At 66.2% G+C, this 16200-nt stretch carries 17 protein-coding genes; 10 read left to right on the top strand and 7 right to left on the bottom strand.

The genetic code is table 11. The annotated features are described in order from the left end of the window. Positions 1-3 precede the first annotated feature (3 nt). Entirely contained in the window at positions 4-1647 is a 1644-nt protein-coding gene (locus tag AC5Y4N_RS11740; protein ID WP_499907873.1) for an acetolactate synthase large subunit, read from the top strand. 29 nt (positions 1648-1676) lie between these two features. Here the strand turns inward: AC5Y4N_RS11740 and AC5Y4N_RS11735 are convergent, their stop codons facing one another. Then, the gene (locus AC5Y4N_RS11735) at positions 1677-2021 is read right to left on the bottom strand and encodes a hypothetical protein (RefSeq protein WP_499907874.1); all 345 of its coding nucleotides are present in this window, start codon (positions 2019-2021) and stop codon (positions 1677-1679) included. Positions 2022-2206: 185 nt separating this feature from the next. On the opposite strand from AC5Y4N_RS11735, the gene AC5Y4N_RS11730 reads away from it, so the two are divergent. The 4 genes from AC5Y4N_RS11730 to AC5Y4N_RS11715 all read left to right on the top strand — a co-directional run bounded on the left by AC5Y4N_RS11730 (position 2207) and on the right by AC5Y4N_RS11715 (position 7405). Continuing rightward, positions 2207-3037, top strand: coding sequence for an LLM class F420-dependent oxidoreductase (locus AC5Y4N_RS11730; protein ID WP_499907875.1), 831 nt, complete (start codon positions 2207-2209; stop codon positions 3035-3037). Between the two features lie 23 nt (positions 3038-3060). Beyond that, positions 3061-4533, top strand: a complete 1473-nt coding sequence (locus AC5Y4N_RS11725; RefSeq protein ID WP_499907876.1) for a phospholipase D-like domain-containing protein — start codon at positions 3061-3063, stop codon at positions 4531-4533. Between the two features lie 97 nt (positions 4534-4630). Beyond that, positions 4631-5980, top strand: coding sequence for an APC family permease (locus tag AC5Y4N_RS11720; protein WP_499907877.1), 1350 nt, complete (start codon positions 4631-4633; stop codon positions 5978-5980). Positions 5981-6070: 90 nt separating this feature from the next. After that, on the top strand, positions 6071-7405 hold the full coding sequence (locus tag AC5Y4N_RS11715) for a lipase family protein (RefSeq protein WP_499907878.1): 1335 nt from the start codon (positions 6071-6073) through the stop codon (positions 7403-7405). 7 nt (positions 7406-7412) lie between these two features. Here AC5Y4N_RS11715 and AC5Y4N_RS11710 read toward each other — a convergent pair whose 3' ends face one another. Beyond that, entirely contained in the window at positions 7413-7679 is a 267-nt protein-coding gene (locus tag AC5Y4N_RS11710; protein WP_499907879.1) for a YdeI/OmpD-associated family protein, read from the bottom strand. A 54-nt stretch (positions 7680-7733) separates the two neighbouring features. Between AC5Y4N_RS11710 and AC5Y4N_RS11705 the strand changes: the two genes are divergently transcribed. Genes AC5Y4N_RS11705 through AC5Y4N_RS11695 form a run of 3 tightly spaced genes read left to right on the top strand, consistent with a single transcriptional unit; the run spans position 7734 to position 10055 of the window. After that, positions 7734-8336 carry a TetR/AcrR family transcriptional regulator gene (locus tag AC5Y4N_RS11705; RefSeq protein WP_499907880.1) on the top strand — a complete coding sequence of 201 codons (603 nt, stop codon included), beginning with the start codon at positions 7734-7736 and terminating at the stop codon, positions 8334-8336. An 8-nt stretch (positions 8337-8344) separates the two neighbouring features. Next, positions 8345-9061 carry an NUDIX hydrolase gene (locus AC5Y4N_RS11700; RefSeq protein ID WP_499908071.1) on the top strand — a complete coding sequence of 239 codons (717 nt, stop codon included), beginning with the start codon at positions 8345-8347 and terminating at the stop codon, positions 9059-9061. Positions 9062-9095: 34 nt separating this feature from the next. Further along, complete coding sequence (locus AC5Y4N_RS11695; protein ID WP_499907881.1) at positions 9096-10055, top strand: DNA polymerase domain-containing protein; 960 nt, start codon at positions 9096-9098, stop codon at positions 10053-10055. Here the strand turns inward: AC5Y4N_RS11695 and AC5Y4N_RS11690 are convergent, their stop codons facing one another. After that, positions 10056-11291 (bottom strand): multidrug effflux MFS transporter, encoded by a 1236-nt coding sequence (locus AC5Y4N_RS11690; RefSeq protein ID WP_499907882.1) that lies wholly within the window; start codon positions 11289-11291, stop codon positions 10056-10058. A 53-nt stretch (positions 11292-11344) separates the two neighbouring features. On the opposite strand from AC5Y4N_RS11690, the gene AC5Y4N_RS11685 reads away from it, so the two are divergent. After that, positions 11345-11803: a MarR family winged helix-turn-helix transcriptional regulator gene (locus AC5Y4N_RS11685; protein ID WP_499907883.1), complete on the top strand. Its 459-nt coding sequence runs from the start codon at positions 11345-11347 to the stop codon at positions 11801-11803. A gap of 13 nt (positions 11804-11816) precedes the next feature. Here the strand turns inward: AC5Y4N_RS11685 and AC5Y4N_RS11680 are convergent, their stop codons facing one another. From AC5Y4N_RS11680 to AC5Y4N_RS11670, 3 genes are read right to left on the bottom strand one after another with little or no spacing between them, the layout of a single operon-like run. Then, positions 11817-11969 (bottom strand): hypothetical protein, encoded by a 153-nt coding sequence (locus AC5Y4N_RS11680; RefSeq protein WP_499907884.1) that lies wholly within the window; start codon positions 11967-11969, stop codon positions 11817-11819. A gap of 30 nt (positions 11970-11999) precedes the next feature. Next, positions 12000-12620, bottom strand: coding sequence for a TetR/AcrR family transcriptional regulator (locus AC5Y4N_RS11675; RefSeq protein ID WP_499907885.1), 621 nt, complete (start codon positions 12618-12620; stop codon positions 12000-12002). A gap of 40 nt (positions 12621-12660) precedes the next feature. Continuing rightward, positions 12661-13998 carry an aromatic ring-hydroxylating oxygenase subunit alpha gene (locus tag AC5Y4N_RS11670; protein WP_499907886.1) on the bottom strand — a complete coding sequence of 446 codons (1338 nt, stop codon included), beginning with the start codon at positions 13996-13998 and terminating at the stop codon, positions 12661-12663. A gap of 143 nt (positions 13999-14141) precedes the next feature. Between AC5Y4N_RS11670 and AC5Y4N_RS11665 the strand changes: the two genes are divergently transcribed. After that, positions 14142-15902 carry an N-acyl-D-amino-acid deacylase family protein gene (locus AC5Y4N_RS11665; RefSeq protein WP_499907887.1) on the top strand — a complete coding sequence of 587 codons (1761 nt, stop codon included), beginning with the start codon at positions 14142-14144 and terminating at the stop codon, positions 15900-15902. 23 nt (positions 15903-15925) lie between these two features. Here AC5Y4N_RS11665 and AC5Y4N_RS11660 read toward each other — a convergent pair whose 3' ends face one another. After that, positions 15926-16144 carry an acyl carrier protein gene (locus AC5Y4N_RS11660; RefSeq protein WP_499907888.1) on the bottom strand — a complete coding sequence of 73 codons (219 nt, stop codon included), beginning with the start codon at positions 16142-16144 and terminating at the stop codon, positions 15926-15928. Positions 16145-16200 lie beyond the last annotated feature (56 nt).

Raw genomic sequence — 16200 nt, 5'->3', positions numbered from 1 at the left:
CCGATGAGCACACCGGCCCAACTGATCGTGAGATGCCTGGAGAACGAAGGTGTTTCGGTAGTTTTCGGCATCCCCGGCGAAGAGAACATCCGGTTGGTGCAGGCGCTGGCCGACTCCTCGATCCGATACGTGCTCACCCGCCATGAGCAGGGCGCGGCGTTCATGGCCGAGATGTACGGCCGGGTGACCGGCCGGGCCGCGGTGGTGTCGACCACGCTGGGCCCAGGAGCGATCAACGCGCAGCTCGGCGTGGCCGATGCCAGCACCAACAGCACGCCGCTGGTCGTACTCTCCGCGCAGGTGGGCCACGACCGCGAGTACAAGGAATCCCACCAATACGTCGACTTGGTGGCGATGTTTCGTCCCATCACCCGCTGGGCCGATGCCGTGCCCACGCCGCGCGCCATCCCGGAAATGGTGCGCAAGGCGTTCAAGCTGGCCGAGACCGAGCGTCCCGCGGCGGTATATCTGGCCGTGCCGGAACACATCGACGCGGACGACACCGACTACGACCTGTCCCCGCTGCCCCGCAACGTGGTGCGCCCCGACGCGCCGTCGCCGACCCAGGTCCAGCGCGCAGCGGCGGTGCTGCGCGACGCCAAGCGCCCGATAGTGCTCGCCGGGCACGGCGCCGCACGCGGGCAAGCCACTGCGGCGCTGATCCGGTTGGCCGACGAGCTCGGGGTGCCGGTCGCGACCACCTTCCACGGCAAGGGCGTCATGCCCGACGACCATCCCCACAGCATGGGCGCGATCGGGTTCATGGGCCACGACTACGCCAACTTCGGGTTCGACGCCGCCGACGCGGTCATCGCCGTGGGATATGAGCTCCAGGAACTGGATCCGGCGCGAATCAACCCCACCGCCGACAAGGCGATCATCCATGTGCACCGCTTCCCCGCCGAGGTCGACGCGCACTATTCGGTGGACGTCGGAATCATCGGCGACATCGGCGCCTCGTTGAACGCGCTCACCGACGAAATGGGCGGGCATCGCTACGATCGCGCCGACGCTCCGGTGGCCGGCCTGCTGGCCGACGAATTCGCCCGCGGCCAAGCGGATTCGCGGTTTCCGCTGGCGCCGCAACGCGTCGTCGCCGACACCCGGGCGGCGTTGGGCCGCGACGACGTGGTCCTCGTCGACACCGGCGCGGTCAAGATGTGGATGGCCCGGCTGTATCCCACCTACGCCAGCAACACCTGCCTGATCTCGAATGGATTGTCGGCCATGGGTTTTGCTCTGCCGGGCGCACTCGGGGTGAAGCTGGCCCGCCCGGACGCCAAGGTACTGGCGGTCGTTGGTGACGGCGCCTTCTTGATGAATTCCCAAGAAATCGAGACGGCCGTGCGCGAGCGCATTCCACTGGTGGTCCTCATCTGGGAGGACAGCGGGTACGGGCTCATCGAATGGAAGATGGACCTCGAGCTCGGCGACCACTACAACGTCAAGTTCACCAACCCGGACGTGATCGCATACGCAAAAGCGTTCGGCGCCAAGGGCTATCGGATCGGCAGCGCGGACGAGCTGCTGCCGACGCTCAAAGGTGCCCTCGACGACGACGGGGTGTCGATCATCGCTTGCCCGGTCGACTACGCGGAGAATCTACGGCTCACCGACCGGCTCGGCCAACTCGAGGAAACCCTGTAGCCCGCTGCCGATCAGGCGGTGCCGGTCGGCTACTGATCCGGCGGCGGTGCAGGCTCGCCGGCCGGCGCCGGCGCGGTCTCCAACGGCGCGGGTCCGAAGAGCAGATCGGCGGGAACTCCGTTGTGGAATTCGTGCCAAATCTCCCTGAGATAACTGAGCTGACCGTTCGGCTGCATCCCGTCCGGGTTCACGACGGGCGGCGTCGCGGCGACCGCATTCGGACACGACAGCACAGGCTGCGGTGTCATGGCGAGGCCCAGCGGATCACAAGGCGAGGCGGCCGCCAGTCCCGGACCGAACGATCCGACGGCGGCGAAGATCGCCGCGAGGACGCCGGCGATGACCAATGCTGCAGTCCGAAACGAACTCGTCATAAGTGTGTCGTGCTTTCTTGCTGCCGGGGACCGACGGATCTGGCCGACCCTACTGCGTCGGCCGCTGCGCCGCCGCTGACGGCCGGGATTAGCGTGGCATCGGCATGCGTTGCTTGCGCAAGATGCCCGCCACAACAGGACCGCGCAACATGACCGTCGCAACATAACCGTCGAAGAGGGTGCAGATGAAGTTCGGGATTTCCACATTCGTCAACGACGACAGCATCGACCCGGTATCGCTTGCCCGCGCCGTCGAGGAGCGCGGGTTCGCCTCGCTGGTGGTCGCCGAGCACACTCACATTCCGGCCAGCCGCGAGTCGGCCTACCCAGGCGGGGGCGAGTTGCCGTCTGTCTACTACCGGACACTCGACCCTTTCGTCACGCTCGCCGCGGCGGCCGCTGTGACCTCCACCATCGAATTGTTCACGGGCATTGCGCTGCTGATCCAACGCGATCCCATCATCACCGCCAAGGAGGCCGCGAGCATCGACTTGATCTCCGGCGGCCGGTTCGTGTTCGGCGTCGGCGCCGGGTGGAACCTCGAAGAGATGCGGCATCACGGCACGGACCCGAAGACACGCGGAGCGTTGCTCGACGAACGCATCGAGGCGATCAAGGCGCTGTGGACCACTGAGCCCGCCGAATACCACGGCAAATTCGTCGATTTCGACGCTTCTTTCAGTCGTCCGAAGCCGGTGCAGAAGCCGCACCCGCCGATCTTCATCGGAGGCGACTCCGACGCCACCGTCAAGCGGGTGGTCCGCCATGACGCGGGCTGGATATCGAACCCGCTGCCGGTGGACCGGCTCGCCAAGCGCATCGATCAGATGCGCGAGCTCGGTGGCCGCGACGTACCTCTGGCGATGTTCGGCACGCCCGTCGACCCCGGGTATTGGGCCTCCGCCGACGAATTGGGATTCGGCCAGCTGGGCCTGCTGTTGCCCACCCGACCGCACGACGAATCGCTGCGCTTGCTCGACGAATTCGCGGCACAGGTCGACCGTTACCGCCGCTGAGCGCCTGTGATAGACACAGCGCCATGCCCGCGCGCAACGGCGACCGGAGGCTGCTGACTCCGGGCGAGACATGCTGGCGCGTCGAGCGTGCGGAGCAGTTCGCGTGCATCGTGGACGCCGCCGAGTACTTCCGGCACGTCAAGTCGGCGATGCTGCGGGCGCGGCACCGTATCATGCTGATCGGCTGGGACTTCGACGCCCGAACGGCTTTCGAGCGCGGCGCCAAGACATTGCCCGGCCCCAACCAGCTCGGCGCGTTCCTCTATTGGATGTTGTGGAAGCGACCGACCCTCGAGGTCTATCTCCTGAAATCCAACCTGCGGCTGCTTCCCGCCTTCGACGGCATCTGGTTCGGCCTCACCCCGGTGTCGCTGGTGAACCAAATCACCAGCAGGCGAATACATTTCGCTATCGATGGGGCCCGGCCCACCGGTGCCGTCCATCACCAGAAGATCGCTGTCATCGACGATGCGGTGGCTTTCTGCGGCGGCATCGACCTCACGGTCGAACGATGGGACACCCGCGCGCACGAGCACGTAAGTCGCGGCCGCCGGACGGTCGGACGTACCTATGGACCGCGACATGAGGTCGGCGCGGCGGTGGACGGTGCCGCGGCGCGGACGCTCGGTGAGCTGGCCCGGGAACGCTGGCACGCCGCGACGGAGCAAACCTTGGCGCCAGTGGAACCCAAACACGTCGCCTGGCCCACGAAGCTCGCACCGATTCTGCGCGGCGTCGACGTCGGGATCGCGCGCACGCTGCCGGAACTTGACGGCCGTCCAGAGGTGCGGGAGGTAGAGACACTCAACCTCGAGGCCATCGCGGCAGCCCGTCACACCATCTATCTGGAGAACCAGTACCTGGCGGCCCGCCGGATCGTGGATGCGTTGGCCGCTCGTCTGAAAGAAGACGACGGCCCGGAGATCGTCATCGTCCTGCCCCGAAGAGGCAACAACCCCCTCGAGCGGGAAACGATGGACGGCGCGCGCCACCGACTCATTCAGGTGCTGTGGGACGCCGACGATCATCGCCGCCTGGGCATCTACTGGCCGGTGACAGACGGCGGCGCGCCGATCTACGTGCATTCCAAGGTGATGGTGGTCGACGGTCGGCTGCTGCGCATCGGGTCCTCCAACTTCAACAACCGGTCCATGGGCTTCGACAGTGAATGCGATGTGGCGATCGAGGCCCACCCGCAAGCAGCCGAGCATGCCGCGGTGCGCCGCCAGATCACCTGGGTGCGTGACGAGCTGATATCCGAACACCTCGCGACGACCGTCGACGAATTGGCCTGCGCTACACGGCAATTCGGGTCGTTGCTCAAGGCGATCGAGGCGCTTCGCGGAGAGGGTCGCACGTTGCGGGCGTTCACCAAGCGCACCGTGGCCGGGGAAGGGAGCCCGCTGGCCGAAAACGAGCTGATGGACCCCGACCACGTACCGCGCTCGCTGACCAGAAGCGTGCAACGGTTCATCGCCGGGCTGCGGAGCAGCTGACTGGTCACGCGCGGACGGTCTGGGCGTCGAATCGCGCCTGAAGGGGTATGTCGGGCCAGACCCTCACGGGCAGACCGATTCACAGCATGGAGGCGCGATGGCATTGGAAGCGGGAACACACGAACAGGGCCCCGAGGCGTTCTCGGCGTCGAAGCTGGCGCGCAAGATCACCGGGCCGCTTCTGTTCCTGTTCATCCTCGGCGATGTCCTGGGCGCCGGCATCTACGCGTTGATCGGTGTGCTGGCGGCAAAGGTCAACGGCGTCGTGTGGGCGCCACTCGTCTTGGCACTCCTGCTCGCTCTGCTCACCGCCGGCTCGTATGCCGAACTCGTGACGAAATATCCGCGGGCAGGTGGCGCGGCCGTCTTCGCTGAGCGCGCGTTCAAGGTGCCCATCGTCTCGTTTCTGGTCGGCTTCTGCATGCTGGCGGCTGGGGTGACGAGTGCAGCCGGACTTTCGCTGGCCTTCTCCGGCGAGTATCTGGCCACATTCATCCACGTGCCGGCAATACCGGCAGCAGTCGTTTTCCTGGCCGTGGTTGGCTGCGTGAACGCCAGAGGGATCAGCGAGTCCGTCAAGTCGAACGCCCTGATGACCGTCGTCGAATTCAGCGGTCTGCTTCTGGTGGTCGCGGTCGGGGCCGTCATGCTCGGTGCAGGCGACGGCGACGTCAATCGGGTGGTGCAGTTGCCGCACGGGGTCAACCCGGCGTTGGCGATTCTCGGGGCCGCGATCGTGGCCTACTACTCGTTCGTCGGCTTCGAGACGTCAGCCAACGTCGTCGAAGAAATCCGCGATCCCAGCCGGGTGTATCCCCGCGCCTTGTTCGCGGCGCTCGTCACCGCTGGGGTGGTCTACGTACTCGTGGGGCTCGCAAGCGTCATAGCGTTGCCGCCCGGTGAGCTCGCCGGATCGTCGGGCCCGTTGCTGGCTGTGGTCGAAAAATCTGGAGTGGCGATCCCGAGCTGGCTCTTCAGCTTCATCGCATTGATCGCGGTCGCCAACGGAGCGCTGTTGACGATGATCATGTCCAGCCGGCTGACCTACGGCATGGCCGAGCAAGGCCTGGTGCCCAGCATCCTCGGCAAGGTGCTGCCGAAGCGGCGCACACCCTGGGCCGCGATCGTGACGACGACCGTGGCGGCCATGCTGTTGAGCTTGGTCGGCAACCTGGCGACCCTCGCCGAAACGGTGGTGCTGTTTCTGCTCTTCGTCTTCATCTCGACGAACCTCGCGGTGCTGGTGCTGCGGCGCGACACCGTCGAGCACGACCACTTCCGCGTGTGGACGGTGGTGCCGATTCTGGGTATCGCATCGTGTGTGCTTCTGCTCACCCAGCAGAGCGCCAAGGTGTGGGGGTTCGCCGCCGTGCTGCTTGCGGCAGGTGCGTTGCTCCATGTCGTCGCCGGAAAGGTGAGCGGTGGAGTCCGGCGAACCGCCGGCTGATGACGGTACCGCTGGTATCGGCAACCTCAGTCGTGGGTAGTCTGCGCCTGAGGGCAGTCACGCATGTGCGCCCGGAGGGAGACGTTCACAATGAACGGCAACATCAGCGCGACAGAGACGCCGCCACGCCCACCTCACGAGGATCTTCGCCTCGGACAGACGCCGCTGCCCCCGGAGCAGGACCCCTTCTATCAGCCGCCGAGCGGCTACCAGCACGTCGAACCGGGGACGCTGCTGCGCTCGCGCGATGTCGAGCTCGGGTTCCTCGGTGTGATCCCGCAGGGGTTCACCGCCACGCAGCTGCTCTACCGCAGCACCAACCTGCACGGCGAACCGGAAGTGGCGGTCACCACCGTGCTGGTCCCTGAGCAGCGCGACCCGGACGCGGGATGCCCGGTGCTGTCGTATCAGTGTGCGATCGACGCCGTGGCGTCGCGCTGCTTCCCGTCGTACGCGCTGCGCCACCGTGCGCGGCCCGTCGGCGCATTCGTCCAGTCGGAATTTCTGCTGATCGCTGCCGCTCTGGCCGAAGGGTGGGCGGTGTCGGTGCCCGACCATGAGGGGTGCCACGGCATGTGGGGGGCGCCGCGCGAACCGGGATACCGGATCCTCGACGGCCTGCGCGCTGCGCTGGACTGCGAGCGTCTCGGCCTGTCGTCGACGTCGCCGATCGGTCTGTGGGGCTATTCCGGTGGCGGTCTGGCGTCCGCGTGGGCCGCTGAACTCCTCGCCGACTACGCCCCCGAACTCAACGTCGTCGGCGCGGTGTTGGGATCGCCGGTGGCTGACCCCGGCAGCGTGGCACGCCGGCTCAACCAGTCCTTCTTCGCCGGGCTCGCGGCGCTGATGATCTCGGCGCTCACCGACGTCTTCCCGGGCGCTCGGCGAGTGGTCGACGAGCACGCCACCGCTGAGGGCAAACAATTGCTCGACGAACTGCGCACGATGACCACGGGTGGTGCCGTGTGGCGGCTGCGCCACACCGACATCGGTTCGTATGTCGACATGACCGCCGACGAGCTCTGGGATCTGCCCGAGGTTCGCCATATCTTCGAAGAAACCCGGCTGGGGAAGTCGGTGCCGAAGCCGCCCGTGCTCGTAGTGCAGGCCGTGCACGACCGCATCATCAGCGTCGACGACGTCGACCGCCTGGTCGACACCTATGTGCGGGACGGGGCAGCGGTCGTGTACCACCGCGACCGGTTCTGTGGACATCTGCTGCTGCACCCGATGTCGACGCCGATGGCGCTGCGCTGGCTGCGCGACCGGTTCACCGGACGACCGCTGAGTGAGCACCGCACCCGCACGGTGTGGCCGACGCTGCTCAATCCGTCGACCTACATCGGCATGGCGAAACTCGGTGTCATCACCGCGAAGGTGATCCTGGGTCGGCGCGTGGAACGGCGACCGGTCTCCGAGAGCTGAGCCGCGGTTATTTGCCGTTGCGCTCGCGGTGCTTGCAACCCGGCCAGCAGCACGGCCGGCGTTTGCCTTCCTCCAACTCTTCTTGAGTCCGGCGGATGCGCCGCTGTCGGGTCTTCTCCTGCTTGGCGTCTTCGACCCAGCAGATGAACTCGTTGCGGGCCAGGGGAGTGATGTCCTTCCAGGCGGCGAGGGCTGTGGCGTTGGCCGTCAAAGCGTCGCGCAGGTCGGCGGGCAGCTTGTGCACCACGCCACCAGGTACTTGTTGGCTGCTCACGACGACAGGCTAACCGGCGACCGGCCGGCGCTGCGGCACTGGCACAATCACCGCATGGTCGAGCGTTGGACCAAAGAGCGCCGTCTGGAGCACACTCGTTCGCTGCTGCTCGACTCCGCCGAAGACGTGTTTGCCGAGAAAGGTTTCGCACCAGCGACTCTCGACGACATCGCCTACGCTGCCGGGTACACCAAGGGCGCCATCTACAAGCACTTCGCCACCAAGGAAGACCTCTTCCTGGCGGTGAGCGACCGGTATTGGCGACGCTACTTCGACAATTTCGCCGAGGTCATAGCGGCGGCGAAGCAGCTCGGGGCGCGTGAGCTCGACGACATCGCCGCCAGGTGGCGTCAGCTGAGCCATGACCGGGGAGCCGAACACGCGGCGTTAGGACACGAGTTCACTCTCTATCTGCTGCGCAATCCCGAGGCGCGGGAAAGGGTGGCGGCCAAGCGGTCAGAGGTCGTCGAGGCGCTGACCAAGTACATCGTCGAGGGCATCGAGCGGCTGGGCGGAACGCTGCTGATTCCGGCGTCGACGTTCGCTCAGGTGCTGATCGCCACCAGCGACTCCGTCGTCTTGGGCAGCGAGCTCGACGACATCGACCTCTATCGTCCCGCCGTACAGATGTACGTGTCGGTGATCAAACTTCCGTGAGCGCAGCGGTGACGATCGCCTACGACAGCGAACTGCGGGACCGCATTGCATCGCATCTGGCGCGTCATGAGCGCCGAACCGTGACAGACCCCACCAAGCGGCGGGCGGCGGTGGCGGTGGTGCTCGTCGAATCCGACGTGGGCGAGGACCGGGTGGATCCCGCGCCGGTGGACGACTGGATCGCCGGGCGGCCGATGGAACCGAGCTTGGACGGCCGCATGGTCGACGTGTCAGGTGGCGCTGCTTTCCTGTTGTGCCGCAGGACATCTCGGCTCTCGTCTCATGCCGCCCAGTGGGCGCTGCCCGGTGGTCGCCTCGATCCGGGCGAAACGGTGGTCGACGCGGCGTTGCGAGAACTGGACGAAGAGGTAGGGGTGACGTTGCCGCCCTCGGCTGTGCTCGGACTGCTCGACGATTACCCGACACGATCCGGTTACGTCATCACACCCGTGGTGATCTGGGGCGGCGGGCGCCTCGACCTCCACCCGGCGCCCGACGAGGTGGTTGCGGTCTACCGTGTCGGACTGCACCAACTTCAGCGCGCCGATTCGCCACGGTTCATCACGATTCCGGAGAGCCCGCGCCCGGTCGTGCAGATTCCGTTGGGAAACGACCTCATTCACGCGCCGACGGGTGCGGTGTTGCTGCAACTTCGGTGGTTGTGTCTGGAAGGCCGGCACGACCGCGTCGACCAGCTCGAGCAGCCCGTGTTCGCCTGGAAGTAGCGGATCGTCTGCGACTTGCTCATAAGGTGGACCGATGGCTGCGGGGGAACAACGCGCGGGCATCGACCTGACGAACCTGGATCAACCGCTGAGTCCCGATGCGGGGGCGACCAAACGCGACCTCGTCGACTATCTGGATGCGGTAGCCGACCGGATGTTGCCTGTGCTGGCCGACCGGCCGCTGACCGTGCTGAGGGTGCTGCGCGGTCGCCCGCCGTTCATGCAGAAGAACGTGCCCAGGTACACCCCCGAGTGGCTGCGCACAGTGTCGATGTGGGCCGAGGCCTCTCATCGGGAGGTCCGCTACCCGGTCTGCGACGACAAGCGAACACTGTTGTGGCTGGCCAACCAGCGCGCGGTCGAATACCACCCGACACTCGGGCTGGCCGACAACATCTACCGCCCGACGCATCTAGTGCTCGACATCGATCCACCGGCTGGCGCAGACTTCGCCGCCGCAGTCGCGGCCGCCCACCTGGTGCAGCAGGCGCTCACTGACTGCGGCCTCGCCGGCGCGGTGAAGACCAGTGGTGCCGAGGGGATTCACATCTTCGTGCCGGTGGACGACAGCGCTGCCGTCGACGACGTCGCGGCGGCCACGCGCGCCCTCGCCGCCCGCGCCGAAGCGCTCGATCCATCGAGTGCGACAACGGCTTTCATCGTTGAGGACCGTGCAGGCAAAGTGTTCATCGACTCCACCCGTGCCGGTGGTGCGACGGTCGTCGCCGCCTACAGTCCACGCCTGCGGCCCGGCATCCCGGTGTCGTTCCCGGTCGCCTGGTCGCAGCTGAGCCAGATCAGGCCTACCGACTTCACGCTTCATACCGCCGTGAACGCCCTTTCCGGTCACGACCCGTGGGCTGAGGCGATGCCCGCCCCGCAGCGCCTGCCACCCGATCTCATCGAGCAGGGACGCACCATTCCGGTGGCCCGGGTGGCCGCCATGCACGAAGGCAAACGGCGCGCCCGGGCACGGCGGTCCGCGGGGAGTTGATCAGGCGGGGATCCGCTTGGGGTGCCGAGTCAGAAACAGCAGCGCCGTGGCCGCGACGGCCGCACTGATGACCATGGCGACCGCCATCGGAATCGCGGTGTGGGCGCCGCCGATTCCGACCAGAGGCGCCACCACCGCCGCGGAGCCGAATTGCAAGGCGCCCAACACAGCTGAGCCGGAACCCGCTGCGTGGCGTACCTCGTCGAGCGCGAGCGACGTCGCGTTGGCCACCACCAGTCCCAAGCTCGCTACCGTGCACCACAGCAAAGCGAGCGTGGCCCACAGCACCGGCCCGACGACCGCGTCGATCAGCAGCAGGGCCGAGAACAGCGCGAGTAATCCGACACCGATGTGCAGCAACCGGCGCTGGCCGAACCGGCTGACGATCCGCGCGTTGACCGCATTCATGACCACCAGGCCCACCGCGTTGGAGGCGAAGGCGAATGAGTAGCCGACCACGGGCAGGCCGAGCACGTTCTGTAACACGAACGGCGACGCTGAGATGTAGGCGAACATCACCGTGAAACCGAACGCGAATGTCATTGTGTAGCCGACGTATCGGCGGTTGCTCAGCACGGAGCGGGCGTCGCGCAACATAGCGAGCGGGCCGCCGGTGCTCCGACGCTCCGGCGGATGCGTCTCGGTGAGCACCACGCTCACGCCGGCGAACATCAGGACGGCCAGGCCGGTGAGGATCCAAAACACACCGCGCCAGCCGATCAGGTTCATCAGCGATCCACCGATCAGCGGTGCGACCACCGGTGCGGCCCCGTTGATGATCATCATCAGGCTGAACACCCGCGCTGCTGCGGCACCGCGCGCCCGATCCGCCACGACCGCCCGGCTGAGCACCACGCCGGCCGCACCGCTGAAGCCCTGCAAGAAGCGGAAGGCGGTCAGGAATGCGATATTGGGCGCAAGCGCACACGCCGCGCTCGTGAGCACGCAGACTGCGGTGCCGGCCAGCATGAGCGGGCGTCGGCCGAAGCGGTCCGACAGCGGGCCGATGAAAAGCTGCCCGAGCGCCAGACCGACCATAAAGGTGGTCAGGGTCAACTGGATCGCCGACGCAGTGGTTCCGAACTGCTTGGCCATCACAGGAAAGGCCGGCAGATACATGTCGATGGACAACGGTGCGACGGCAGTCAGTAAAGCAAGCACGCCAAGCCAACTCAGCGGCACGGCGGACGATCGCTTGTCTTCCTTGTCTGTTGTGTCGACGGCAACGGAGCTCATAGGGATCCTGACAACGTAAATTTACATATAAAGTTATATGTATTGTAGGCGATGTGCCGAGTGTTCGAAAAGCGGTTCCCGTTCAGGCTGCTCGCGAAGTGGCGACGGCGGTGCGGACGGTCGTCTGGTCGCTGCGCCGTTTCGGCGAACGACAGGTCGGGCTCGAGCCGTTGCCTCATTCGGAGTTCGAGGTCATCCGTACGGTGGCGGACCATCCAGACATCACCGTTTCGGACGTTGCACGCATGCTCGGCTTGGCGCAGAGCAACGTGAGCACCACGGTGCGACGGCTCGTCGAGCGCGGCTTGATCGACCGCACCGCCGACGAGCACGACCGCCGTGCGGCCCGATTGCGGCTCACCGCAAAAGCGGTGCGGCACAAGCGGATGATCGAAGACGCGTGGGTCGCCGGTATCCGCGCACAGCTGGCCGAGATGACCGACGAGGAAGCCTCGTTACTGGTCGATGCGGCGCCGTTGTTCAAGCGGCTCGCGTCGATGTCGCAGCCCTGACGCGTCTTGTGGCTCAGCCTTCTTCGGCATCCCCGATGCCCTCTGGCGGGGGAGTGGAGTAGGCGGGGGACGCCGGTGGCGGCTGTTGGGAGCTTTCCTGGGTTTGGTCGACGGACGTGGCTTGGGGAGGTTGATCGCCCTGGCTGGGCTGTTCCGCGGTGGTCATGTGTCCTCCGTTCAATGGTCTCCGCGTCGCCTACCCGGATCGTCGGCGCGGAAAACGCTTGCCGTCGGCGCGCGACCGCAGCGGCGCCAGCAAGGCTTGGAGTCCATATTCGAAAACGGCGTCATAGTCGGTCGGCGACCTGAGTGCCTCGACCAGCGACTGGTCGGGCCAATCGGAGGGCCACAGCGACGGATCCTCTTCCTCGTGGGCGGGACGGCGGATCGTCGAGAACTGCATCAGCGCCGACGAAATCACGTGCACCTGAACCGCTCGCAACACCAGAGCGGCATCGGCGCCGTGGACGCCGAGTTCGGCCAACTGGGCCGCCAGCGTCTTCTGGATCGGCAGAAACAGCAGCGGCGTGCGATCACGCTCGTGTGCGATTGCGAGCAGATGCTGCCGTTTGATCAAAGCCGTCCGCTGCGAGCGGGCAAGGGACGCAATCCTTTCCACCGGTGTATCGCCATCGACGGCGAGGTCCGCCATGTCGCTCAGCAGCCGGTCGACCAGCCTGTCGAACAATGTGTCGCGGCCTCCGACATGCCAGTAGATGGAGGTGACCGCAACGCCGAGTTGTTCGGCGAGCGCGCGCATCGTGAACGCCTCGACCCCTTCCCGCTCGATCAGTGCCGCCGCGGCATCGAGGATCATCTCTGCGCTGATGACCTCCTGCGGGCGTGAGGTTCTGGCGCTATGACGAGGCCTGCGCTGCGGAACCGCCAGGTGTCTCACCCCCTGTGATGCGTTGTGCCTCGGGCAGGTCGAGATAGCGCTCGAGGTTGCGATGCATGTTGATCACGCGGCGTTCCTCGTTGGACAGCACCAGGTGCGTGAAGCCCGGCTGATGCAGGCCGCGCTGCAAACCGGCCAGCACTGCGATGTCCTGGGTCATCACCAGGCCAGGATGTGCCTCCCGCGCCGTCATGTGGACGTCGGCCGGTTTGGTTCTCGGCGCGCCGGGCGCCATCCGCGTCCACAACAACATCACCAGCTCGCCGCGATCGGGATCGGGTCCCGGATGGGAGGTCATCACGGTCAGGTGGTCGGCGTTGGTTAGAAGCGTCATGTTGGGAAAGACGTTGTACTGGTGCAGCCGCATCAATTGGTCTGTGGTGGCCCACGCCAAGTCGACACCTCTGTCAGCCGCGAAAGCCCTTGTGCGTTCGGCAATCACGTCGGCCACCGACTCGCCGGCGCGCTGAGCATCGGCCGGAAACGGAGTATCTTCGGCCACGCCCATCAGCGCACCTTGGGTGCGCACGTACGCGTCCCAGACGTCGCTGTCGCACAGTGGCTCATTGAGTGCCGGGCTCGGAACGCCGTAGAGCTGTTCGGATTTGCCGGTGTGTCCCCAAATCACTTGGGGCGCATAGACGTCGTCCATGCACCGGTGTAACTCGGGGTGCAGTGTCTGGACGTGATACGTCTCGCTGTAGCCGTCGGCAATGGTCTTCCAGTTCGCGTCGACCTCGATGGTCATCGTGGCGTAGCAGCGGAAGTCGCCGAGCCCGCACCAGGCGATGTCTTCGGGCATTGCCTCGAGGTAGTCCAGCAACGGCACCGCGTCCGGGTCCAGGTTGACGAAAACGAGCCGCTCCCACGTATCGACGTTGACAGCGACGAGCGGGAAGTCGGACATCCGCAGGGCGCCGAAGCCCTTGCGGCGGGGAACGCGCCGAAGTGCGCCGGAGAGATCCCACGTCCAGCCGTGGTATCCGCAACGCAGTTCACGCAACTGCGCGCCCGCGCCGGTGCACAGGGTGTTGCCTCGGTGCCGGCACACGTTCTGGAACGCACGCAGCATGCCGTCGTCGTCGCGGATGATCAGTACCGAATATGTGCCGCAACGGTATTCGAAGTAATCGCCCGGTTCGGCGACGTGGTCGAGGGTGCAGGCAACCTGCCAGACCTTCGGCCACATGTGCTCTGCTTCGAGCTGTGCGAATGCCGGCGAGAAGTAGCGTTCCGCGGGCACCAGCGTGGGGCGTTTCGGCGGTGTGCCGATCGCGTCCTCTCGGCGGCCCGTCACTGTTCACCCCTTCCTGTGGCGATTTCGGTGCGCAAACGTGCGCTGCGCGCCGTTTTGCGCACCGAAATCGCTGAATCGGCGCTCTGTAACGGTGTTACAGTGAGCCACTGTAGCGGCTGGCACGGCATTTGTAGGGAGCAATCGTGTTCGACCTCAAGATCACCGGTGGCACCGTGGTGGATGGCACGGGTGCGGCGCGGTTCAGCGCCGACGTGGCCGTCAAGGACGGCAAGATCGTCGAGGTTCGCCGCCGCGGACCGGCCGACCCGCCGCTAGAAGGCGAAGCCGCGCAGACCATCGACGCGACCGGAAAGATCGTCGCGCCGGGCTTCGTCGACATCCACACCCATTACGACGGCCAGGTCAGCTGGGACGACCTCCTCGAGCCGTCCAGCTCGCACGGGGTCACCACCGTTGTCGCCGGTAACTGCGGTGTCGGCTTCGCGCCGGTTCGCCCCGGCAGCGAGGAATGGCTCATCGAACTCATGGAAGGCGTCGAGGACATCCCGGGATCCGCTCTGTCCGAAGGGATTACGTGGGGCTGGGAAAGCTACGCGGAGTACCTCGACGTGATCGGCAGCCGCAAGCTCGCCATCGACATCGGAAGCCAGATTGCACACGGCACGGTTCGCGCCTACGCGATGGGGGAGCGTGGCGCCCGCAACGAGCCGGCCACTCCGGAGGACATCGCGACGATGAGCCGGCTGGTGCAAGAGGCGGTTGAAGCCGGAGCGCTGGGGTTCTCGTCGTCGCGCACGCTCGCTCACCGCGCGATGGACGGCGAACCGGTGCCCGGCACGTTCGCGGCCGAGGACGAGCTGTTTGCTCTCGGCCGCGCGATGGCGGCAGGCGGCGGATCGGTGTTCGAACTCGCGCCGCAGGGCGCGGCCGGTGAGGACATCATCGCGCCGAAGAAGGAACTCGAATGGATGCAGCGGCTCGGCGCTGAGATCGACTGCGCGTTGAGCTTCGCGCTGATCCAAGTGGACGCCGACCCCAATCTGTGGCGCGAGCAGCTCGACATCTCGGCCGCGGCACACGAGAAAGGCAGCCGCTTGCACCCCCAGATCGCGGCGCGCCCCTTCGGGATGCTGCTGGGCTTTCCCGGTCACCACGCCTTCACCCACCGCCCGACGTATCGTCGGCTGAAGGCCCAATGCAGCCGTGAGGAACTCGCCGCCCGGCTCGCCGAGCCGGCCGTGCGCGCGGCCATTCTCGCGGAAGACGATCTGCCGGCCGATCCAAACATGTTGTTCGACGGCATGTTCGCGTTCGCGCAGCACTCGGTGGACAGGCTGTACGCGATCGGCGAGCCACCCGATTACGAGCCGACACCAGACCGTACCGTCGCCGCGATCGCTCGGGAGCGCGGCGAGGATCCGTTGGCGACGATGTACGACTTGATGTTGGAGAACAATGCCGGCGCGATGCTGCTGCTGCCGCTCTACAACTATGCGGAGGGCAACCACGACGCGATCCGCGAGATGCTGACCCATCCCGCTGGTGTCTGCGGACTGTCCGACGGCGGCGCTCACTGCAGCATGATCTGTGACGCCTCGTATCCGACGTTTCTGCTCACGCATTGGGCGCGCGACCGTCGGCGTGGCGACAAGCTGCCGCTGGAGTACGTGATCCGCAAGCAATCTCGTGACACAGCGCAGTTGTTCGGTCTCACCGACCGCGGAGTGATCGCGACCGGAAAGAAGGCCGACCTCAATGTGATCGACATGAACGCGCTGACCCTTCACGCGCCGCGGATGGCCTACGACCTGCCTGCCGGCGGCCACCGGCTCGTGCAGAGTGCTTCCGGTTACACCGCCACGATTGTCAGCGGTGTGGTGACGCGGCGCGACGGAGTCGACACCGGCGCGCGGCCCGGTCGGCTGGTGCGCGGCGCGCGCTGAAGGCCGGCGCGCCTAGCTCGCGCCTAGCCAGAGTGCAGCTTCGCCAAAAATTCGTGACAGCGCTTGGCCCGCTCGGAGTCTTGCGCCATGACTTCTTCGAAGAAGGACGCCACGTCGTCCAGCCCCGCGTTCTTTGCGTCCCGCACATACTGGCCGTAGTCGTGGCCTGCCTTCAGCGAATGGTATTGAACGGAAATCAGATCGAAGCTGACGTCGTCGAAACCGGTTTCTCCCGTCGCCACGATTCCTCCTCAACGATTAGTAGTCACCTGTCGTCAGCGGCTACCCGGCAACGCTG

The organism is Mycobacterium sp. NGS19, assembly GCF_059813155.1.
The sequence above is the reverse complement of the archived record's forward strand: the minus strand, read 5'-3'. Positions and strand labels throughout refer to the sequence as shown.

Coding starts and splice junctions, on each gene's coding strand:
- AC5Y4N_RS11740 (WP_499907873.1), top strand. CDS start 4: ATGAGCACACCGGCCCAACTGATCGTGAGATGCCTGGAGAACGAAGGT.
- AC5Y4N_RS11735 (WP_499907874.1), bottom strand. CDS start 2,021: ATGACGAGTTCGTTTCGGACTGCAGCATTGGTCATCGCCGGCGTCCTC.
- AC5Y4N_RS11730 (WP_499907875.1), top strand. CDS start 2,207: ATGAAGTTCGGGATTTCCACATTCGTCAACGACGACAGCATCGACCCG.
- AC5Y4N_RS11725 (WP_499907876.1), top strand. CDS start 3,061: ATGCCCGCGCGCAACGGCGACCGGAGGCTGCTGACTCCGGGCGAGACA.
- AC5Y4N_RS11720 (WP_499907877.1), top strand. CDS start 4,631: ATGGCATTGGAAGCGGGAACACACGAACAGGGCCCCGAGGCGTTCTCG.
- AC5Y4N_RS11715 (WP_499907878.1), top strand. CDS start 6,071: ATGAACGGCAACATCAGCGCGACAGAGACGCCGCCACGCCCACCTCAC.
- AC5Y4N_RS11705 (WP_499907880.1), top strand. CDS start 7,734: ATGGTCGAGCGTTGGACCAAAGAGCGCCGTCTGGAGCACACTCGTTCG.
- AC5Y4N_RS11695 (WP_499907881.1), top strand. CDS start 9,096: ATGGCTGCGGGGGAACAACGCGCGGGCATCGACCTGACGAACCTGGAT.
- AC5Y4N_RS11690 (WP_499907882.1), bottom strand. CDS start 11,291: ATGAGCTCCGTTGCCGTCGACACAACAGACAAGGAAGACAAGCGATCG.
- AC5Y4N_RS11680 (WP_499907884.1), bottom strand. CDS start 11,969: ATGACCACCGCGGAACAGCCCAGCCAGGGCGATCAACCTCCCCAAGCC.
- AC5Y4N_RS11675 (WP_499907885.1), bottom strand. CDS start 12,620: ATGATCCTCGATGCCGCGGCGGCACTGATCGAGCGGGAAGGGGTCGAG.